Source organism: Nesterenkonia ebinurensis (assembly GCF_008711175.1).
GTDB classification, from domain to species: Bacteria; Actinomycetota; Actinomycetes; order Actinomycetales; family Micrococcaceae; genus Nesterenkonia; species Nesterenkonia ebinurensis.
On record NZ_VWNF01000032.1, the window covers coordinates 298,489 to 314,886 of the forward strand.

Genomic DNA, 16,398 nt, shown 5'->3' on the forward strand with positions numbered 1-16,398 from the left:
GTTCTCGCTCCGTTCCGCTCGCGTCCTTTTAGCCTACCCGTGCTTCAGGCCGTGAAGGCGGGGAGCAGCACTGCGACGACGCCACCACACCAATCCTGCGCAGCAAGCCAGCAGGGCGACCGCAGCCCACAGGATGACCAGCCCAGCTGCCAGGTAACTGATGGCACCTGCGGCGGAGCCGGCCGCAATAGCCAGCCAAAGTGCCGCGTAGCGCAGCCATCTGGTCTCAGGCACCCCGCGGAGCCTGGCGGCGAAGAGCTGGCCCGCCTTGACCAGTGCACCTGTCATATAGGTCAGTCCCACCGAGACCTCTCCGCCACGGGTGAAGGTGGAGTTGACCGCTCCCATGGCGGCAGCGATCAGCGGAGCCACGGCAAGCTCGGCAGTATCCAGCCCGGCAGCAGGCACGGTGCCGCAGACGGCGGCGAGCATCAGGATTCCCACCGAGAGCCAGATGGCGCGCAACTGCGGGGTGAGCGGAGAGGACCCTTGAACGGGCGTGGTCGTACTGTTCTTGGTAGTGACCAGGGAAGCGAGGATGACTCCGCAGACGAACGCGGCGACCAGGCCCAGCGCCTTGCCCCAGCCGAGCAGATCACCCTCGGCCAGATCAGCCCCTGCCCGAGTGGAGTTACCAGACATGAAGCTGACGAAGTACCCGCCGAGGTGGATGAACCCCACCCCGTCCACAAAACCGGCTGATGCAGTGATTCCGCAGGCCAGGTAGAGCTGCCTGCGCGTGAGTTCAGTAGCCAATACGTCCTCCCGCCGAGCTACTCTACGCCGGGGCCGGGTCCCACTCCACTTTCTGCCAGCTGAAGGTTAAAGGCAACGGCCCCCGGTCCCGCCGTGGTGGCGGGCCGGGGGCCGTTGCGCAGAAAGTCTTGGGTCAGAGAGCGCTGACGTTCTCTGCCTGCAGGCCCTTAGGACCGGAGGCAGTCTCGAACTGAACCTGCTGGTTCTCTTCGAGAGTCTTGAACCCGCCGTTGCCGGGGTCAATTGCGCTGTAGTGGACGAAGACGTCGTCCGTGCCATCGGAGGGGGCAATGAAGCCGTAACCCTTTTCGGCGTTGAACCATTTGACGGTGCCAGTGGCCATGATGTTTCCTAACTGTGTTTCTTCAGATGCGCCGATACGTTCACGGCGCATTTTCTGCAGCAGCCGGCCAGGCCGTTGCAGAGGTGTTGAGGCCACTGGGGTAAAGCAATGACGTTCAATAACCCTCAGCCTACGCTACTGACCGCTCACCGCCAATACATGGCCTCGTATTACTTACGCCGCTGCAGCAGAAGTGACCTGCTGCCCTGTGCTCTGCCCCAGGAAGGGCATCCAGGCATCGCACGGCGCATCCAGCTCGGCAGGCAACCACATATGGTGCGGGGGTGCTTTGGGGGTGATCAGCAGCTTCCAACCCAGTTGTTCCAGGGTTTTATCCCCTTTGCGAACATTGCAGGGGCCGCAGCATGCCACTAGGTTCCCCCAGCTGGAGTCCCCGCCCCTGGACTTAGGAATCACATGATCCACTGTGGCGGCCTGCTTGCCGCAGTAGCCGCACTGACGCTGGTCCCGGCGAAGGATGCCACGGCGTGAAGGTGCCGAGGGCCGGCGGCGCACCACACGCACATACTGGTGGAGCAGGATCACTGCCGGGCGGGGAATCAGTGCCGAAGGAGACACGATGGGATTGCCGTCCTCTGCCAGGACACTGGCTTTTCCGCGCATCACAAGGACGGCTGCGCGGCGGGAGGTCACCACGCTCAGCGGCTCGTAGCCTGCGTTGAGCACCAGGGCGCGCATATCTGTTCCTAGAGTCTTCTCACCGTGTGTTGTTCTCTGTGCAGTGGCTGCTTCCCGATTCACTATAAACCCTAACCGGTCTGATCAGCCCACTAAGTGGAGTGGATACAGCTGTGGGGTGCTGTTCTCGACGAACTGCACCCCACACACTGGAGACCTGTTTTTCTGCCGTGGGCTGTAGATCAGCCTCCCGGCCGGAGGATGGCAACTACGTTGTGCCATCCTTCGTGGTAACCGTGAGTGGTCACGCCCTGGCCTGAGAGCGAGCCGACCATCTGGCCGTTGCCAACGTAGATGCCGGCGTGATAAGCACTGCGGATACCAGTGGAGATCACGATGTCACCAGGCTGCGGAGTGGAAACTCGGGGCAGTGCGGCCAGCATGCCATGGGTGCTGCGCGGCAGGTTGATACCGTGTTGGCGGTACACCCAGTTGATGAAGCCTGAGCAGTCCATGCCCGAGAGACTGGAGCCAGCCCACACATAAGGGACACCGATCGCGCTGTAGGCCGTGTTGATCACTCCCCCGTTGGCCGGTGCTGACTGAGTCTGGGTGCTGGCGGCAGCCTGAGTGGTGCCAGATTGGGTGGAGCTGGACTGGGAGGTGTCAGATTGGCTGGAGCTGGTGGAGGTAGTGGGCTCAGGCGCAGCCTCAGTGCTTACTGCTGGACGGTCGAAGGCCAGTTCAATCTCTTCTGAGGCAGTCACAGCTGCAGGCTCAGTCACACTGGCTGGCTCGAGGCCGGAAGCATCGATAGCTACCGTGGCCTGGGCGCGACCCTCTTCCTGGGAGGTCTCATCGGCCATCGCTGCCACTGTGGTGGAGAGCAGTAGGCCGGAGGTGCCCAGCACCACTCCGACGTTGCGGCCGGTCTTGGCGGCACGTGCTTTTGCGCTTCGGCGGGCGGCGGCCTCGGAGGCCATGCGCCGCTCGCGCCGGGACTGAATGGTGGTCTCTGTGGTCATCACGGAGATGACTTTATAACAGAACGATCTCAATGTCACATTTAGGTCACGGAGCCCGCAACTTTCGCCCAACCGCAGCTTACTGTCAGCTGCAAGCCTGTGCGCTTTCTGGACATTTGCTGAGCGCATTAAAAGCGGGTGGGGCGCGGCTCCGAAGAGCTGCGCCCCACCCGCTGGAAGATTCCGGGATGCTGCGGATCAGCCGCCGGGGCGGACGATCGCGTTGACCCGGTGCCAGCCGGCGTTCAGAGCATGCACACGCACGCCGCCGGAGACGGTGGCGCTGATGACCTGGCCGTTGCCCACGTAGATCCCGGCATGAGCATTGCCGTTAGCCAGCACGATGTCACCTGGTGCCGGGGTGGACACCTGAGTGTAGGAGGCTGCCATCTGGTGGGTGGTCCGCGCGTTCAGCGGGGAGCCAGCCTGGGCGTAGGCCCAGTTGACGAATCCAGAGCAGTCAAAGCCGGACGTAGTGGTTCCGCCATAGCTGTAGGGGGAGCCGACTCCGGCGTAGGCAGCGCTGACCACGGAACCGTGGCCGCCGCTGGAGCTCTCAGTCGGTGCGGGCTGCTCCGAGGAGGAGCTGGACTCGCTGGAGCTCGAGGAAGAGGAGCTGGAGCTTGAAGAGGAGCTGGAAGTCGAAGAGCTGCTGCTCTGGTCGGAGCTGGTCGAGCTCTCTGACGGCTGCTGAGCGGGCTGGCTCTCCTGTGAGGTCTGCTGCTGGGCAGCGGGCTCTTCCTGCGGTTCTGGCTCAGGCTCAGGCTGGGGAGCGCCCTCAGAGGACACAGCCACACGTTCAGTGCTGAAGACGACCTCGGCCGGGGCACTCACAGTAGCGGGGGCCTCAACGTTTGCGGCGCGCTCCACGGTCAGCGAGGCGGCGGACACCGGAGCGGTGGTGGCGGCACGGCCCTCAGCGGCGGTGCTGTTATCGGCATTGGCTGCTACGCCAGTGCCGATCAGCAGACCTGCGGAGGCCAGAACAGCGGCAGCAGTGCGGCCTGCGGAGGCTCTGGTCTTCTGAGCGCGCCGGGCACGGCGCGAGTCGAAGCTGGTGTTGTCTGTCACGAGTTGTTGAAACCTTTCCCTGCACAGTTGCGTCAGTTTGCGAACTCACTCCCACCGGCTTGCAGGGTTGGTGCCAGTGGAAGGAATTCGGAGCAGATCGGACTTCTGCCCCGAGCACGAGGACGACTTTATAACAGATTGATATAGATGTCACGTTTAGATCACGGCGCGCGTGGCCCGGCGCAACACTTTGTCACAGAAACGTCACAACAGCCAAGCTCAGAACCCCAGATGTGGGGGAGCTCTCAGCGGTCATCCTTCGTTGACGAAAATGTGCTGGGCGACCTCCAGGGGCAGCTCCACTTCGAGCTTTCCCTCCTCAGAGTCATCCACCGTCAGCAGTGCATAGGCCTTGGTGAGACCGGTGATCTCCACCGGCACCCCAGGCCGCAGCCCTACCTCCAGCAGCTGCTCCAGCACTTCGGGCTCCACCTGAATGGATTCGGCAAGCCGCTGGACCTTCCAGGATGAGGTGCCGCGGACTTCGTCGTATTCTTCGGCAGCTTCGCGCAATGTTTTCCGCGCCAACTGCGAAGGGTGGGCCCCGGTGGTCACACCCAGCTCCTCCAGCCCAGGGATCGGATTGCCGTAGGGAGACTCCACCGGGTCATCCAGCAGCTCCACCAAACGGCGTTCCACCCGCTCGCTCATCACATGCTCCCAGCGACAGGCCTCCTCGTGGATGTAGGGCCACTCCAGTCCGATCACATCAGAGAGCAGACGCTCGGCCAGCCGGTGCTTGCGCATCACCTGCACCGCGCGCTCACGGCCCGCCTCAGTCAGCTCCAGCTGGCGGGACTCGGTCAGCCGCAGCAGACCGTCGCGCTCCATACGGGCCACCGTCTGGGACACCGTGGGCCCGGAGTGCTCCAGACGCTCGGCGATCCGGGCGCGCAGCGGAACAATCCCCTCCTCCTCCAGGTCGAGGATGGTGCGCAGATACATCTCAGTGGTATCGATAAGATCGGTCACAAGACCAGCATATATATCAAGGAGCGTCTGTGAGCCCAGAGACCATCACCATTCCCGCTGAGTTGCTGCCCCAGGACGGCAGATTCGGAGCCGGACCTTCCCGGGTACGTCCTGAGCAGGTCCGCGCCCTGGTGGACTCTGGACGGCACCTGCTGGGCACCTCCCACCGCCAGGCCCCGGTGAAGAACCTGGTCAGCAGCATCCGGGAGGGTCTCAGCGAGCTGTTCAGCCTCCCGGAGGGCTATGAGGTGGTGCTCGGCGTGGGGGGCTCCACTGCGTTCTGGGACATTGCCAGCTTCGGGCTGGTCAGCGCCAAGGCTCAGCATCTGTCCTTCGGAGAGTTCGGCTCCAAGTTCGCCAAAGCCACGGATAAAGCCCCGTTCCTAGAGCCAAGCTCCATCCTCACCGCGGAACCGGGCACCCGCCCGGAGCCGGTGTGCGAGGCGGGGGTGGATCTCTACGCCTGGCCGCAGAATGAGACCTCCACAGGGGTTGCCGCTCCGGTGCGCCGGGTGCCAGGAGCCGATGACGGCGCCCTGATCGCCATTGACGCCACCTCGGCTGCCGGCGGGCTCGCGGTAGACATCACAGAGACCGATGTCTACTACTTCGCCCCGCAGAAGAACTTCGCCTCCGACGGCGGTCTTTGGGTGGCGGTGATGTCACCGGCCGCGCTGGAACGGGCAGAGCGGCTGGCCGGACAGCGCTGGATCCCCGACTTCCTGAGCCTGACCACAGCCATCGAGAACTCACGGAAGGACCAGACCTACAATACCCCGGCTCTAGCCACACTGGTCACCCTGGAGGAGCAGATCCGATGGATCAACACCTGCGGAGGATTGGATTTCGCCGCTGCTCGCACGGCAGAATCAGCACGGCGGGTCTACCAGTGGGCTGAGGCCCACCGGGTAGCCACACCTTTTGTGGTCAAGCCTGAGGATCGGTCCAATGTGATCGTCACAGTGGACTTTAACGAATCAGTAGATGCGGCCGCCGTGGCCACCGCGCTGCGGGTCAACGGGATCGTGGATGTGGAGCCCTACCGGAAGCTGGGCCGGAACCAGCTGCGGATCGCCACTTTTGTGGCCACCGATCCCGAGGATGTCAGCGCCCTGCTGTCATGTGTGGATTTCATCCTGCAAGGATGAAACGGGTCTCCGCGCCGGCAGAAGCCCCCGGTGCTGTGCAGGACTGGGGGCCGGCATGGGGTGTGCTGGAACGGGGATAGGAGCTCTACTCTTTATCGTCCTCGGTCACCCGCTCGGACCAGGGCACCCATTCTGGGGCGAGCAGGGCGTCCTCGCCGGGGAGCATGCCAAGCTCACAGACGGTGGCGTTCTTCGAGCGTGGGGCCCGGGCCAGGGTCACGTACCATTCCCAGCCGCGATAGCCCGGCCGGTGGGCGGCGAACCGGTGGGTGAGCAGTCGGTCACCGTCGGCCTTGGTACTCAGGTGCTCCCCGATCTGCTCTGCCGGAGCGAACTCGTCCAGGCCAGTCCGGGCGGCGTCGACCGCCTCGGCCAGCACGGCGTCTTTCTTGTGGCTGGGCATGATCAGGCGTCGAAGTTCTCTGCCACCCGGCGCAGCATGGCAGCGATCTTCCGGGACTGTTCGGGCTTGGGATAGTGACCTTTGCGCAGCTGGCCTGTGGTGTTGTCGAGCATGTTGACCAGATCCTGGACCAGCTCGCCCATCTCCTCGGCGGGCTTGCGGGTGGCCCGCAGGACTGAAGGGGCCTCACCGAGTACCCGAACGCTGAGCGCCTGCTTGCCGCGGCGGCCGTCGGCGATGCCGTACTCCAAGCGGGTGCCGGCCTTGACCGTGCCGACTCCGGAGGGCAGCACGGAGGAGTGCAGGTAGGCCTCCTGGCCGTCGTCACCGGTAACGAATCCGAAACCTTTGTCGGCGTCGAACCACTTTACTTTTCCCGTAGGCACGTCAAGTCCTTCCTCGAAATTGAGCGAATACCAGAGTACCGCTTAAATAGGCCCATCAGCTCATTCTCTGGCGCCGAGGGCGGCTGAGCGCAGTTGCTCCAGCTCCTCCTCGGTGAGATCGACTTCATGATCCTCCTCTGCGGAGACTGCTTCTTGGTCCAGAGGCAGGCGCAGGGTCATGGTGGCTCCGCCGCCGGGTGTCTCTGAGTGGCGCACGCTGCCACCGTGCTGTGCGGCGATCGCCGCACAGATGGCCAGGCCCAGACCGGTTCCGCCGGTCTCGCGCTGCCGGGAGTTGTCCGCTCGGTAGAACCTTTCGAAGATTTTCTGCGCGTCCTCCGGCTCGATGCCTTCTCCGTGGTCGCGAACCTCCAGCACTGCCTCCGGCTTGCCCTCGATGAGGCTGTCGGTGCCTACTGCCAGTTCCATAGGGGTGCCTTCTGGGGTGTAGCGCAGGGCGTTGGTGACTAGGTTGGTCACAATCTGGCGGATGCGTCCCTCGTCCCCGATGACCGGCGCCGGTGCCGGAAATCCGCCATCGAGCCCGATGACTTTGACCTCTCGGTCCGGGGCGTTGACGGTCATGTCCATCACTGACTCATGGGCGATGATGTTCAGGTCCAAGGGTTTGCGCTCCAGGGCACGATGTTCATCCAGCCGGGCCAGTGTGAGCATGTCTTCGACAAGCTGCCCCAGCCGGGTGGCTTCGGATTCGATGCGCCCCATCGCGGTTCCCACTACCTCTGGGTTGTCTCCCAGTCCGCCTTGCCGGTAGAGCTCGGAGAACCCGCGGATGGTCACCAGCGGGGTGCGCAGCTCGTGGGAGGCGTCCTGGATGAATCGGCGCATCTTCTCCTCGGAGGCCTCTTTCTCTGCGAAGGCCTGCTCGATGTGCTCCAGCATGGTGTTCAGCGCTGCGGCCAGCCGACCGATCTCCGTCTCCGGCGGCGAGCTGGTGCGCACCCGCTGGCTGAAGTCTCCCTCGGCGATGGCGGCGGCGGTCTTCTCCACCTGCAGCAGTGGCCTGAAAGCTCGAGTGGCCAGTGAATAGGCCATTACTGAGGCGCCCAGGGTGGCCAGCAGTCCGATGGTGGAGACTAGGAAGCTGGCTCGCTCCACGGAGGTCTCCAGATTCTCCAGGGGCAGTGCGATGACCACGGTCTCCTCCTGGTGCTGCAGGTCCACTGCCATCATCCGGAAACCCCGGGAGTTGGGCTGGGTCCCGGGCACCTCGAAGGCCTGGTACCGGATCTGGCTGGCCTCCTCGGGGGTGAGCTGGGGGATCTGCGGAACATCAGCGGTCTCGGAGTTCGCGGTGCGCAGGTTCAGGTTGGGGATCGGCTGACCCTCCTCATCCAGCAGCCAGCCGTAGAACCGGGAAATGGCCTGCAGGTCTGCGTAGGTGGGTCCGCTGTCCTCCTCGCCCTCGGAGGGAAGATCATCGCGCAGGGCGTAGAAGTAGTTGGCCAGGGTCTGGGCATTGGAACTGAGCTCGGAGTCCATATTCCGCTCCAGCTCCTGCCGGAACAGGCTGGCGGAGACGAAGGTGGTGACCACCAGGGTAAGCAGCAGCAGTCCTGAGGTAATGGTGACCAGTTGGGTCCGCAGGGAGGTTCTGCGCCACGCGCGGGCAACTGATTTCAGGACGGCCATACATTAAAGATTACGCGTGATTGAGCTGAGCCTGCTCAGGCTATTCCGAGCCGGTTGAGCAGTGTGATCGCTTCAGCGCCAACGATGACGCCACAACTCGGCTGCCCTGCCCATAATCAGGCAGAGGCGGTTGCCCCCTGAGCACGCTGACGGCGCTCCCAGGTCTGCAGCACATAGCCGACCCCGCGCTTGGTCTGGATGGCGGGAGCGCCTTCGGCTCCGGAGTCGATCTTGCGCCGCAGGTAGGAGATGTAGGACTCCACAATGGAGGCATCCCCATTGAAGTTGTACTCCCACACGTGGTCGAGGATCTGCTGCTTGGAGAGCACCCGGTTGGGGTTCATCATCAGGTAGCGCAGCAGCTTGAACTCAGTGGGGGAGAGCTCGATGATCTCTCCGGCACGGCGGACTTCATGGGCGTCGTCGTCGAGCTCGAGAGTGTCGATGGTGATGACTGCATCCTCGTCCTCGTAGGGAGCGGTGCGCCTCAGCACTGCTTTGATGCGGGCGACCACCTCGTCCAGCGAGAAGGGCTTGGTGACGTAGTCGTCGCCGCCTACGGTGAGTCCGGTGATCTTGTCATCGGTGTCATCGCGAGCAGTGAGGAACAGCACCGGGAAGTGTTTGCCGGAAGCCCGCAGCCGGCGGGTGACGGTGAAGCCGTCCATATCGGGCAGCATCACATCGAGCACAGCCAGGTCAGGCTGGAAGGCCTCGGCAGTGTCCAGGGCCTCGCGCCCGTTGGAGGCTGCGGCCACATCGAAGCCGGCAAAGCGCAGGCTGGTGGCGAGCAGTTCACGGATGTTCGGTTCGTCATCGACGACGAGCAGTTTGGCTTCCGGAGTTTTCTCAGTCACGCATGCCAGTTTCACGCCTATTCCTGTGAGCTAGCTGTAAGAGCGCTGGAAGCTGAGTTGAGACGTGGGGTGTTTTCTCAGGCAGAGCCGGCCAGGCGGCGTCGTGCTTTGAGGTTGGCCACCAAGTAGAGACACATCAGGGCAAAGCCGACCGGGAAACCCCAGAGTGCGGCCCAGTAGAGACCGGGATGGGGAATGGCTTCTGCAAAGTAGAGCCCCAGAATGATGAGCAGGGCGGCAAAACTGGCTGCGGTGATGCTCACCCCGAGCAGCAGGCTGGTGCGCGCCACGGGGCCGGTGAGGAAAGCTGGCATGGCTCAAGTCTAGCCCGGTCCAGAGTTTTCCCCAGGGGCGCTTAGTGTCAGTTGAACACGCCGGTGCCTCCACAGCCGGGAATTTGTCTGCCCCATCATCCGGGCCGCACTCCTAGCGTGGATCTCAGAAGGGGCGTCGGGCCTTCTTCATACACCAGTCCAGATCTCAGAAAGGATCTCTGTCATGGCAGTTTTTCAGATCGACACAGCCGACCTGATGGCAAAATCCGGCACTGTGGAAGCTACGCTGAGCCGCATTCAGTCGGATGTGAACTCGATGGAGGGGCAGCTGCGCCAGCTGCAGGAGACTTGGAAGGGCTCCGCTGCCGTCGCATTCCAGGATGTGCTTACCCAGTGGCGGGCCACCCAGGCCCAGGTGGAGCAGTCACTGCAGAGCGTGCGGCAGGCGATGGCCGCCGCCTCCAGCCACTACGAGAACGTCGAGAATGCAAACACACAGATCTTCGCCAGGTAGCGGCAAGTACGCTGAAGGGCCCGCCGGAGAGTTCCGGCGGGCCCTTCACAGGCAAGCGCGAGAGCACTAGAGAAGTGCGGTGACGCACTACATCATGCCGCCCATGCCTCCCATACCGTCCATATCGGGGGCACCGCCGCCGGCCGGAGCGGGCTCCGGCTTATTGGCGACCACTGCCTCGGTGGTGAGGAAGAGGCTGGCGATGGAGGCAGCGTTCTGCAGGGCGGAGCGAGTGACCTTGACCGGGTCAGCCACGCCGGCCTCCAGCAGGTCCTCGTACTCGCCGGTGGCGGCGTTGAGGCCCTGGCCCGTGGGCAGGGACCTGACCTTCTCAGCCACCACGCCGGCCTCCAGGCCTGCGTTGATGGCGATCTGCTTCAGCGGGGCCTCAATGGCGTACTTGACGATGTTGGCACCAGTGGCCTCGTCCCCCTCCAGGGAAAGGGTTTCGAAGGCTGTGGCGCCGGCCTGGATCAGGGCTACACCGCCGCCTGCGACGATGCCTTCGTCCACGGCGGCCTTGGCGTTGCGCACGGCGTCCTCAATGCGGTGCTTGCGCTCCTTGAGCTCCACCTCGGTGGCGGCTCCGGCCTTGATGACGGCCACGCCGCCGGCCAGTTTGGCCAGGCGCTCCTGGAGCTTCTCGCGGTCGTAGTCGGAGTCGGTGTTCTCGATCTCGGCCTTGATCTGGTTGACCCGGCCGGCGATCTCGTCGGCAGATCCGGCGCCTTCCACAATGGTGGTCTCGTCCTTGGTGACTACCACCTTCCGGGCGGTGCCCAGCAGGTCGAGGGTGGCGTTCTCCAGGGAGAGGCCCACCTCCTCTGCGATGACCTGGCCGCCGGCGAGGATGGCGATATCGGCCAGCATGGCCTTGCGGCGGTCGCCGAAGCCGGGAGCCTTGACGGCCACGGACTTGAAGGTGCCCTTGAGTTTGTTGACCACCAGCGCGGCCAGGGCTTCGCCCTCCACGTCCTCGGCGATGACCAGCAGCGGCTTGCCGGACTGCATGACCTGCTCCAGGATTCCGATGACGTCCTTGACTGAGGAGATCTTGGAGTTGGCGATCAGGATGTAGGGATCCTCCAGAACGGCTTCCTGCCGCTCGGCGTCGGTGACGAAGTAGCCGGAGAGGTACCCCTTGTCGAAGCGCATGCCCTCGGTGAGCTCCAGCTCCAGGCCAAAGGTGTTGGACTCCTCAACGGTGATCACGCCTTCCTTGCCCACCTTGTCCAGGGCCTGGGCGATCAGCTCACCAATCTGCTTATCAGCAGCGGAGATGGAGGCGGTGGCGGCGATCTGCTCGGTGGTCTCGACCTCCTTGGCGGAGGAGAGCAGCTGAGAGGTCACGGCCTCCACGGCGGTGTCAATGCCGCGCTTGAGGCCCATCGGGTCGGCACCGGCTGCCACGTTGCGCAGCCCCTCCTTGACCAGGGCCTGGGCGAGCACGGTGGCGGTAGTGGTACCGTCGCCGGCCACGTCGTCGGTCTTCTTGGCGACCTCCTTGACCAGCTCTGCACCGATCTTCTCGTAGGGGTCCTCAAGCTCGATCTCTTTGGCGATGGAGACGCCGTCATTGGTAATGGTCGGTGCGCCCCAGGACTTCTCGAGCACAACGTTGCGGCCGCGGGGGCCCAAGGTGACCTTGACGGCGTCGGCGAGACTGTTCAGGCCCCGCTCAAGGCCGCGGCGGGCCTCTTCGTCGAATGCAATGGTCTTAGCCATAGTGGCACTGTCCTTCCTGGACTGTGGTTTCGATTCGCGTCAATAAGTCGAACCTGGCTCAGATGCCCGCGACGGACGGCCGCGCCCGGGCGTCACCCCAGGCACATCAGTGGCCTCACCTGAATGGTTCGGTTAGCAGTCTCGACACGAGAGTGCTAAGACAATTTTTAGCACTCTACGGCCTAGAGTGCAAGATTCTGGAGACTGCCCAGTCCCTACTCGGCGGGGTCCGGATCGTACTCGCTGCCGACCACCACCACCATGGTCATCCAGTCAGCGGATTCGGTGACGGTCTCGATCTCCAACACTTCGGCGATGGCCTGCGCCTGCGCCTGTTGGTCCTCAGAGGGGTAGTAGATCATGGGCGTGGCCGGAGGGTTCCCCCAGTTGCCGAAGTCCCAGTCCATGGCGTCGCCGACCTCAAGCCCCAACTCCTGGAGCTCACTGGTCAGAGCACCAGCTGAGCCGGCGGGGGCGCCGGCGTTGACCGCACGCACCGTATGCCCGTCGCCCAGCGCCTCGGGCAGACCGCCCTGTTCGCCGTTCCCCTCTTCCTCATCCTCCTGCCCGTTCCCCTCTTCCTCATCCTCACCGGTCTCCTCCGGAGTCTGCTCCTGCTGCTCATCTTCGGCGGCGGTGTCCTCCTCCCCGTCGCGGGTGAAGAACCAGCTGGCGCCGACGATCAGCAGCACAGCCACAGCGGCCAGGGCGATCCATTTGCCCAATCCAGCCGGGCCGGCGGCCCCGCCTGAGGGTTTGGCACCGAGGGCACGGTGCTTGCCGACTTCATCGGGCCGGTAGGGCTGGACGTCGTCGAACACGTCATGGGGGAACTGGGTCATGCCCCCATCCTACGGCTGTGCGGCGGCACGGAGCCGGATTTCCGCCTGATATGACACTCTTCCGGTGCTTTAGGCTGGACGGTGTGAGCGTCTTTGAGCAGCTGATAGATCCCTTGGACCCGGGCTGGGAGCGTGCGCTGGCTCCTGCTGAGGCAGATTTCGCCGCCGTTGCCGAACAGCTGAAGGAACGACGACGACGCGGCGAGCGCATTCTGCCCGAGCCTGCCAATATTCTGCGCGCCTTCCGGCAGCCCTTTGATGAGGTCAAGGTTCTGGTGCTCGGCCAGGATCCTTACCCCACCCCTGGACATCCCATCGGGATGTCCTTCGCAGTGGCGGCAGATGTGCGGCCGCTGCCGAAATCCCTGGTCAATATCTTCAAAGAGCTGGAGGATGATCTGGGCATCCCACCGAGTCCGCACGGAGATCTCACGGCCTGGGCTCAGCAAGGGGTGCTGATGCTCAACCGTGCGCTGACTGTGGCGGCCGGCTCGCCAATGAGCCACCGCGGAATCGGCTGGGAGGCAGTGACCCAGTGGGCGGTTCAGGCACTGGTGCAGCGCGGCACGCCGCTGGTCTCGATCCTCTGGGGCGGGCAGGCCCGGCAGCTGCAGCCGATGCTGGACACCGGCGGGCACACTGCGGTGATTGCCTCCGCACACCCTTCACCGCTGTCGGCGCATAAGGGATTCTTCGGCTCTCGCCCCTTCTCCCGCACCGATGAGGCTTTGACCAAACTCGGTGCTGACCCGATCGATTGGCGACTGCCACCACGATGAGCACGCGAACGGGAGATCCGGCTGAGCCGAGTGGCATGCGGACAGTCGATTGCGGTTGGAGCACCGCCAGGTGCGACACTTTCACTCATCGTCTACGCCCACGGCTGCGTTCGTTGGACTGCAAGTTGGCAGTCAGCGGGCGCATGATCACATCGCCGAGCACGATCCCCGCGGCAATAGCCATGATGATGATCAGTGCGTTGAACAGCTCAAAGAGCCCGCCCATCATGGAGCTGACCGTATTTTCGATGGCCAGCTGATACATCCCGCGGAAGACCATGAGCCCGGGCAGCATAAACATCATGGCCGGTACTGCCACCACCAGCTGGGGAGCACCCAAGCGCAGCGCCACCACCCGGCCGAGTGCGCCGACCACCAGTCCGCCGATGACAGGGGTGAACCGGTCGCCCAGGCCGATCATCTCCCCCAGGTAGAGTGCGCAGAAGCCCAATGCCCCTACCGCACCGGTGGGCAGGATGAGCAGAGGACGGGTCTGCTCCACAATGGCGGCCGCACAGCAGGCGAAGAAAACCAGCGCAATCAGCGCCGGGGCCGGGTAGATGCGGGTCAGCCCTTGAGCCAGTTCGGTCTGCACTACGCCCAGCATCTCGGCGCCCACCACCGCGGCCATGATCCCGGCTGTCATTCCGGCAAAGGCGATGGTCACTGAGACCAGCCGGCCGGCTGCGGTGATCGGGAAGCCGTTGATCGCATCCTGGATGGCACCAACAATCCGCACACTGGGCAGCAGGATCATCAGCCCTCCGGCGGTGACCATAGAGGGGGTGATATCGGTGTCCATGCCGAAGGCCATCATGGCGAAGGCAGAGGCGATGAACCCGCCGGCGGCCAGGGTGAAGAACTCAGGGACCCGCCAAGCGGTCAGCTGACGGACCACCCAGATCACCAGGATGGTGGCGGCGAAGCCTGCTGAAGCGTCCAGGATGGGCGCCCCCAGATAGCTGGCGAAGAAGCTGGCGAAGATCGCTCCGCAGAAGGTGACCATCCAGCGCGGATAGGGCTTGGACTGGCGGGTGATCTCGTCCAGCTGAGCCTCAGCCTCGGCGCGGGTGAGCCTGCCAGAGGTGATGTCGGTGACCAGCCGGTGCACTGCGGAGAGTGCCTGGAAGTTGGAGGACCAGGAACGGACAACCCGCACACGGGAATAGGGGATCTGGCCTTCGGGCGCCCAGTTGAGACTGATGGACTGGTTGGTGATGTCCACATCGGTGTTCTTCATGCCGAAAGCAGCGGTGACTGCGATGATGGAGGTCTCCACCTCCAAGGCACCGGCCCCGTAGCGGAAGAGCGCCTCCCCCAGGTCCAGTACAAAGCTGAGGGTCTCCAGCTCGTCCCCGGTGCCGTGGAATTCCGCCTGCACGGTGTTTTCGAATGGAGTTCCCTGCAGCCGGTCGATGATGGACTGCTGATCAGTGACCGGCCGCTCGGTCTGCATGATCTTGTTGAACACATGCTGCGGATTGACCCGGCGGTCGAACACTGTGCGGTCGAACAGCCCTGAAGGGCTGCGCGGTGACTTCCGCTTGCCCTGGAACCAGGCCGGGCGGAGCACCGAGCGGCGCCGGATCGGCGTGGAGGGCGCAGTGATCAGCCGACTGAGTTTCCCAGTGCTGGGGGAGCCTGTTGACAGGCTCCTGGGTGCGGCGGGACCCGGCATCGGCGCGGTGGGGGCCGGAGGTTCGATGGTATCGGCCAGCGAGAAGTTGTCAGTGTAAGCGTGCCGGGTGGCCTCAGCCCCGGCCCCCTCGGCCTCTTCTGCCGCCCGGGCTGCGGCTTCAGCGTCGTACTCCTGCCACTCTAAGTTGGCGTCCTCGGCTGCTGCGGCCCAGGAGGCGGCGATGGACCCGGTGAGCGTCTTGACGAAGCCTTCCTCCTCCTCTTGCTGGCCGGCCTCAGAGGGGCGCATCACTGGGATGAGGCTGGTGTCGGTGGGAGGCTCGGAGACCACCGGGTCAATGGGAGCGGTGTGCTGTGCGTCGCTGGCCTTTCCGCCTGAGGTCGCAGCGTCGCGAGGCTCGCTGCTCAGGGAGTCATCACCAAGTTTCCGCACAGTGGAATCTGATGATGTTGCTTCGCGCCCCTTCATGGCACCTCCCGCAATTAAGCCAACCACAATTAGACCCGCCGAATGGGGCCTACTGGGTGAAATCTAATACAAAACCTGAGATTCAGGCTGCTGGAGCAGACTGCCCCGCTGCGTGGATCCGAATGGACTCGAACCATCGACCTCACGCGTGTGAAGCGTGCGCTCTAACCAACTGAGCTACGGATCCGGACAACCACAAGATTTTAGCACTCAGCTGATGGCATCCGAAATCGGGGTATCGCCGTCGAAAAAGTTCACAGTCTGCCGCACAGCCGCCCCTTCCACCAAGACGTGGCGGATGACCTCAGCGACGTTCTCCCGCGAGGTCTCGGTAGCAGTGGGCCCGCCCTGAGAGCTGGCGCCGACGGCACCTTCGGCATCGGTGGTGATGATTTTGCCGGTGGCCGGCTCAGCGGTGAGTTTGCCCGGCCCGAGAATCGTGTAATCCAGCTCGGTGGCGCGCAGATAGTTGTCCGCGTGGTGCTTGGCCTCAGCGTAGGGGTAGAAGCTGCTCTGCGGGTCGAGGGTGTTGATATCCACCTCCGAGCGGGAGTAGGAGACCATCACATAGCGCTGCGCCCCGGCCTGGGCAGCTGCGTCCATGGTTCGCACTGCCGCCTGGTGGTCCACCGCTTTGGTGCGGGCGGGGTTTCCACCACCGGCGCCGGCAGAGAAGACCACGGCCCAGGCGCCTGCAAAGGCTTCAGCCAGTGAACTGAGGTCTGCCTGCTCAATATCCAGCAGCCTGGGGACAGCCCCGGTGACGGCGACGGCGTCGGCATGGTCGGGGTTACGGATCAGTGATTCCACACGGAGCCCAGCGTCTACCAGCCTGGGGGCGGCGAGCAGAGCGATCTTTCCATGCCCGCCCACGATGATGACTTTCTTCTGTTCAGCCATATT

At 63.9% G+C, this 16,398-nt stretch carries 18 protein-coding genes and 1 tRNA gene; 3 read left to right on the top strand and 16 right to left on the bottom strand.

Annotation, left to right across the window (positions count from 1 at the left end; genetic code table 11):
* Window positions 1–33: 33 nt before the first annotated feature.
* From F0311_RS10830 to F0311_RS10860, 6 genes are all read right to left on the bottom strand, one after another.
* Window positions 34–756 carry a YoaK family protein gene (locus tag F0311_RS10830; protein ID WP_223881271.1) on the bottom strand — a complete coding sequence of 241 codons (723 nt, stop codon included), beginning with the start codon at window positions 754–756 and terminating at the stop codon, window positions 34–36.
* Window positions 757–889: 133 nt separating this feature from the next.
* Window positions 890–1,099 (bottom strand): cold-shock protein, encoded by a 210-nt coding sequence (locus tag F0311_RS10835; protein ID WP_150461939.1) that lies wholly within the window; start codon window positions 1,097–1,099, stop codon window positions 890–892.
* 174 nt (window positions 1,100–1,273) lie between these two features.
* Window positions 1,274–1,798 (bottom strand): HNH endonuclease, encoded by a 525-nt coding sequence (locus F0311_RS10840; protein WP_150462034.1) that lies wholly within the window; start codon window positions 1,796–1,798, stop codon window positions 1,274–1,276.
* A 182-nt stretch (window positions 1,799–1,980) separates the two neighbouring features.
* On the bottom strand, window positions 1,981–2,763 hold the full coding sequence (locus tag F0311_RS10845) for a C40 family peptidase (RefSeq protein ID WP_191089878.1): 783 nt from the start codon (window positions 2,761–2,763) through the stop codon (window positions 1,981–1,983).
* 198 nt (window positions 2,764–2,961) lie between these two features.
* Window positions 2,962–3,834, bottom strand: a complete 873-nt coding sequence (locus F0311_RS18085) for a C40 family peptidase (RefSeq protein ID WP_191089879.1) — start codon at window positions 3,832–3,834, stop codon at window positions 2,962–2,964.
* 252 nt (window positions 3,835–4,086) lie between these two features.
* Window positions 4,087–4,806, bottom strand: coding sequence for a metal-dependent transcriptional regulator (locus F0311_RS10860; RefSeq protein ID WP_150461943.1), 720 nt, complete (start codon window positions 4,804–4,806; stop codon window positions 4,087–4,089).
* A 29-nt stretch (window positions 4,807–4,835) separates the two neighbouring features.
* Between F0311_RS10860 and serC the strand changes: the two genes are divergently transcribed.
* Complete coding sequence (gene serC, locus F0311_RS10865) at window positions 4,836–5,954, top strand: phosphoserine transaminase (RefSeq protein WP_150461944.1); 1,119 nt, start codon at window positions 4,836–4,838, stop codon at window positions 5,952–5,954.
* A gap of 85 nt (window positions 5,955–6,039) precedes the next feature.
* Here serC and F0311_RS10870 read toward each other — a convergent pair whose 3' ends face one another.
* From F0311_RS10870 to F0311_RS10890, 5 genes are all read right to left on the bottom strand, one after another.
* Window positions 6,040–6,357: a DUF3027 domain-containing protein gene (locus F0311_RS10870; protein ID WP_150461945.1), complete on the bottom strand. Its 318-nt coding sequence runs from the start codon at window positions 6,355–6,357 to the stop codon at window positions 6,040–6,042.
* Window positions 6,358–6,359: 2 nt separating this feature from the next.
* A complete protein-coding gene (locus F0311_RS10875; RefSeq protein ID WP_150461946.1) occupies window positions 6,360–6,743 on the bottom strand; it encodes a cold-shock protein in 384 nt (127 codons plus the stop codon).
* A 60-nt stretch (window positions 6,744–6,803) separates the two neighbouring features.
* Window positions 6,804–8,396: a sensor histidine kinase gene (locus tag F0311_RS10880; protein WP_150461947.1), complete on the bottom strand. Its 1,593-nt coding sequence runs from the start codon at window positions 8,394–8,396 to the stop codon at window positions 6,804–6,806.
* Window positions 8,397–8,512: 116 nt separating this feature from the next.
* Window positions 8,513–9,253, bottom strand: coding sequence for a response regulator transcription factor (locus F0311_RS10885; protein ID WP_150461948.1), 741 nt, complete (start codon window positions 9,251–9,253; stop codon window positions 8,513–8,515).
* A gap of 77 nt (window positions 9,254–9,330) precedes the next feature.
* Entirely contained in the window at window positions 9,331–9,567 is a 237-nt protein-coding gene (locus tag F0311_RS10890; protein WP_150461949.1) for a hypothetical protein, read from the bottom strand.
* 184 nt (window positions 9,568–9,751) lie between these two features.
* Between F0311_RS10890 and F0311_RS10895 the strand changes: the two genes are divergently transcribed.
* Window positions 9,752–10,042: a WXG100 family type VII secretion target gene (locus F0311_RS10895; protein WP_150461950.1), complete on the top strand. Its 291-nt coding sequence runs from the start codon at window positions 9,752–9,754 to the stop codon at window positions 10,040–10,042.
* 87 nt (window positions 10,043–10,129) lie between these two features.
* Here F0311_RS10895 and groL read toward each other — a convergent pair whose 3' ends face one another.
* Together groL and F0311_RS10905 are read right to left on the bottom strand one after the other, a co-directional pair.
* On the bottom strand, window positions 10,130–11,767 hold the full coding sequence (groL, locus tag F0311_RS10900; protein WP_150461951.1) for a chaperonin GroEL: 1,638 nt from the start codon (window positions 11,765–11,767) through the stop codon (window positions 10,130–10,132).
* A 215-nt stretch (window positions 11,768–11,982) separates the two neighbouring features.
* Window positions 11,983–12,609, bottom strand: coding sequence for a LytR C-terminal domain-containing protein (locus F0311_RS10905; RefSeq protein ID WP_150461952.1), 627 nt, complete (start codon window positions 12,607–12,609; stop codon window positions 11,983–11,985).
* 83 nt (window positions 12,610–12,692) lie between these two features.
* Between F0311_RS10905 and F0311_RS10910 the strand changes: the two genes are divergently transcribed.
* Window positions 12,693–13,388 carry a uracil-DNA glycosylase gene (locus F0311_RS10910; protein WP_223881272.1) on the top strand — a complete coding sequence of 232 codons (696 nt, stop codon included), beginning with the start codon at window positions 12,693–12,695 and terminating at the stop codon, window positions 13,386–13,388.
* A gap of 85 nt (window positions 13,389–13,473) precedes the next feature.
* Here the strand turns inward: F0311_RS10910 and F0311_RS10915 are convergent, their stop codons facing one another.
* The 3 genes from F0311_RS10915 to F0311_RS10925 all read right to left on the bottom strand — a co-directional run bounded on the left by F0311_RS10915 (window position 13,474) and on the right by F0311_RS10925 (window position 16,395).
* Entirely contained in the window at window positions 13,474–15,459 is a 1,986-nt protein-coding gene (locus F0311_RS10915; protein WP_191089880.1) for a threonine/serine exporter family protein, read from the bottom strand.
* A gap of 149 nt (window positions 15,460–15,608) precedes the next feature.
* A tRNA-Val gene (locus F0311_RS10920) sits at window positions 15,609–15,682 on the bottom strand.
* 23 nt (window positions 15,683–15,705) lie between these two features.
* On the bottom strand, window positions 15,706–16,395 hold the full coding sequence (locus tag F0311_RS10925; protein WP_150461955.1) for an SDR family oxidoreductase: 690 nt from the start codon (window positions 16,393–16,395) through the stop codon (window positions 15,706–15,708).
* Between the last annotated feature and the right edge of the window lie 3 nt (window positions 16,396–16,398).

What these genes read in the sequence shown, in the direction of transcription:
- F0311_RS10835 (WP_150461939.1), bottom strand. Translation starts at nt 1,099, where the DNA reads ATGGCCACTGGCACCGTCAAATGGTTCAACGCCGAAAAGGGTTACGGC.
- F0311_RS10840 (WP_150462034.1), bottom strand. Translation starts at nt 1,798, where the DNA reads ATGCGCGCCCTGGTGCTCAACGCAGGCTACGAGCCGCTGAGCGTGGTG.
- F0311_RS10845 (WP_191089878.1), bottom strand. Translation starts at nt 2,763, where the DNA reads ATGACCACAGAGACCACCATTCAGTCCCGGCGCGAGCGGCGCATGGCC.
- F0311_RS10870 (WP_150461945.1), bottom strand. Translation starts at nt 6,357, where the DNA reads ATGCCCAGCCACAAGAAAGACGCCGTGCTGGCCGAGGCGGTCGACGCC.
- F0311_RS10880 (WP_150461947.1), bottom strand. Translation starts at nt 8,396, where the DNA reads ATGGCCGTCCTGAAATCAGTTGCCCGCGCGTGGCGCAGAACCTCCCTG.
- F0311_RS10890 (WP_150461949.1), bottom strand. Translation starts at nt 9,567, where the DNA reads ATGCCAGCTTTCCTCACCGGCCCCGTGGCGCGCACCAGCCTGCTGCTC.
- F0311_RS10895 (WP_150461950.1), top strand. Translation starts at nt 9,752, where the DNA reads ATGGCAGTTTTTCAGATCGACACAGCCGACCTGATGGCAAAATCCGGC.
- groL (WP_150461951.1), bottom strand. Translation starts at nt 11,767, where the DNA reads ATGGCTAAGACCATTGCATTCGACGAAGAGGCCCGCCGCGGCCTTGAG.
- F0311_RS10905 (WP_150461952.1), bottom strand. Translation starts at nt 12,609, where the DNA reads ATGACCCAGTTCCCCCATGACGTGTTCGACGACGTCCAGCCCTACCGG.
- F0311_RS10925 (WP_150461955.1), bottom strand. Translation starts at nt 16,395, where the DNA reads ATGGCTGAACAGAAGAAAGTCATCATCGTGGGCGGGCATGGAAAGATC.